Source organism: Vibrio sp. 10N.261.46.A3, assembly GCF_041472995.1.
In the GTDB taxonomy this organism is placed as follows: Bacteria; Pseudomonadota; Gammaproteobacteria; order Enterobacterales; family Vibrionaceae; genus Vibrio; species Vibrio coralliirubri.
Genome location: NZ_JBFRRH010000100.1, coordinates 1 through 2,150 on the forward strand (window position 1 = coordinate 1; position 2,150 = coordinate 2,150).

General features: G+C 39.0%; 3 protein-coding genes. 1 reads left to right on the forward strand and 2 read right to left on the reverse strand.

The features are described 5' to 3' along the window. Positions 1-87: 87 nt before the first annotated feature. Both AB4484_RS20790 and AB4484_RS20795 read right to left on the reverse strand, forming a co-directional pair. Complete coding sequence (locus AB4484_RS20790; RefSeq protein ID WP_372080170.1) at positions 88-372, reverse strand: type II toxin-antitoxin system RelE/ParE family toxin; 285 nt, start codon at positions 370-372, stop codon at positions 88-90. Beyond that, positions 362-601: a CopG family ribbon-helix-helix protein gene (locus tag AB4484_RS20795; protein ID WP_372080172.1), complete on the reverse strand. Its 240-nt coding sequence runs from the start codon at positions 599-601 to the stop codon at positions 362-364. Before AB4484_RS20795 ends, AB4484_RS20790 begins: the two co-directional genes overlap by 11 nt. 133 nt (positions 602-734) lie before the next feature. Between AB4484_RS20795 and AB4484_RS20800 the strand changes: the two genes are divergently transcribed. Continuing rightward, a partial coding sequence (locus tag AB4484_RS20800; RefSeq protein WP_372080174.1) for a BspA family leucine-rich repeat surface protein occupies positions 735-2,150 on the forward strand: 1,416 nt, incomplete at its 3' end.

The window sequence follows — 2,150 nt, forward strand, 5'->3', positions numbered from 1 at the left end:
ACGTAACTGCACTTAGTGCGCATCGATATTTAGATACAAAAAGCCTCCAGAACGGAGGCTTTTTTTGTCATTGGTGTCAAACTATTACTACCAAAATTCAGGTTGAGACATGCGAGTAGGGAATACTCTTAAAATCTCAATACAGTTATCTTTGACTCGATAAGGTATGAGGTAGGGATACTTATTTAGGACAAGTTCTCTTGTTCCAAACACTCGGCCTGTGCGCCCCATAGCTGGATTTGTTTTTAGGAGGTTTGTTAATTCATAGACTTCTTGCACAAATTCACGTGATGATCGTGGGTTATGTTCGTGTAGATACTCCGCGGACTGCTCTAGGTTGACTAAGGCTTTTTTAAGCCACTTAATCTGCATTCACGCCCCACTTAGAGAATGCATCCTGCACTTCTTCTTTATTGGCAAACTGTCCCAAATCAGCTTCATTCAGAGCGTCTTTGATTTCATTAATCTGCCAAAGCTCACGAACTAGGTAATCTTGAATTGCTTGGTTGGTAATCCATGACTTTGTTCGCCCCGTGGACTCTGCAAGTAGTGTTAGTTTTTGTTCGATATCTTCGGGGATTCTGACTGACATAGATGGCATGGTAAGCCTCCTTGTATTACGTTGATTATATTGTAATACAAAGTGATCATTTACCATAATAGGAATAATAAACACCAAAAACTCGTCTTGAGATATACTCAAGTTACATACTTTATTCGAGGTTATGGATTTTATGGAAAAAAAAATATTCAAAAATATCGCTGTTGTTAGTTTGTTAGCATCTTTGATTGTTGGATGTAGTGATGATTCGTCAAGTAATGTTACGGGAAGTAATTTTCCATCTCTGATGCGAGTTGAAGTCACATCATCTACAGGTAGTACGTACGGAATTTTTGATGGTTCAGACTTTTATGTGAAAGCCATGGGCTATTATGATGATGGTAAAGAATTGGACATTACCAAAATCGTTGAATGGAAAACTCTCAGTGAGAGTGTTTACATTGACTCTGAAGGGCAATTAAAGGCATCTAATCCTGAGGCAGTCGTTTCTATAGACTCTACATCTGTAGTGGCATCATTGTCAGGCATCAAAAGTGAGGATTTCATTATTCGTCGCTTGACCCTTACAGACTATTGTCAAGATTATGTTTCATCAGACCCAGCTGTTGCATCTCTTGTTGCTCTCATCGAAAGTGAAAGTAAAGCAGACATCGAAGCTTTTGATACCTCTTCGATTCAAGATATGACATGTCTTTTTTCTGGGACAGGAACGGCGCTTTCAAGTTTAGATCTGTCGGGTTGGGATACTAGCAACGTTGCTTCAATGCAGTATATGTTTGCTAATTCGGATTTTAATGCGGATGTGTCTGGATTGGATATGGACAGTGTTATTACTATCGAAGGTATGTTTGCAGCGGCATATTATTTCAATCAAAACCTATCCAGCTGGATATTCCCATTAACTGTTAATGATTCTGGTTATCTCTCTGGCTCTGGGGTTGACGACAGTTCTAAACTAGCCCCAACTCCTAATGAAGCATTGTATGGTGCGATATTGGATAAGGATAATACTGCAATTGCTTCTTATGATGTCTCGGGGTTGACCAATTTTTCAGGAATGTTCTATGGGGATAGATCTTTTAATGGTGATATTTCTGGATGGGTTACCTCTAATGCAACCGATATGAGCTATATGTTTTATGGTGCTCAGGCGTTTAATCAAGATATCTCTAGTTGGGATACTAGCTCTGTTACTGACATGAGCAGCATGTTCTCCTTTTCTGTTTTCAATCAAGACATCTCTGGTTGGGATACTAGCTCTGTTACTGACATGAGTAACATGTTTGCAGTTAATTATAGTTTCAATCAAGACATCTCTGGTTGGGATACTAGCTCTGTTACTAATATGAGTAACATGTTCTTCATGGCGACTTCTTTTCAGTTTTCCCTTTCCGGCTGGGATACTAGCTCCGTTACTGACATGAGCAACATGTTTGGTTTTGCGGAACTCTTTAATCATAACATTTCTAGTTGGGATACTAGCTCCGTTACTGATATGAGCCACATGTTTGCAAGTGCATATGTGTTTAATCAAAATATTTCTAATTGGGATACCAGCTCTGTTACTAATATGAGCAGCATGTTCAAT

What these genes read in the sequence shown, in the direction of transcription:
- AB4484_RS20790 (WP_372080170.1), bottom strand. Translation starts at nt 372, where the DNA reads ATGCAGATTAAGTGGCTTAAAAAAGCCTTAGTCAACCTAGAGCAGTCC.
- AB4484_RS20795 (WP_372080172.1), bottom strand. Translation starts at nt 601, where the DNA reads ATGCCATCTATGTCAGTCAGAATCCCCGAAGATATCGAACAAAAACTA.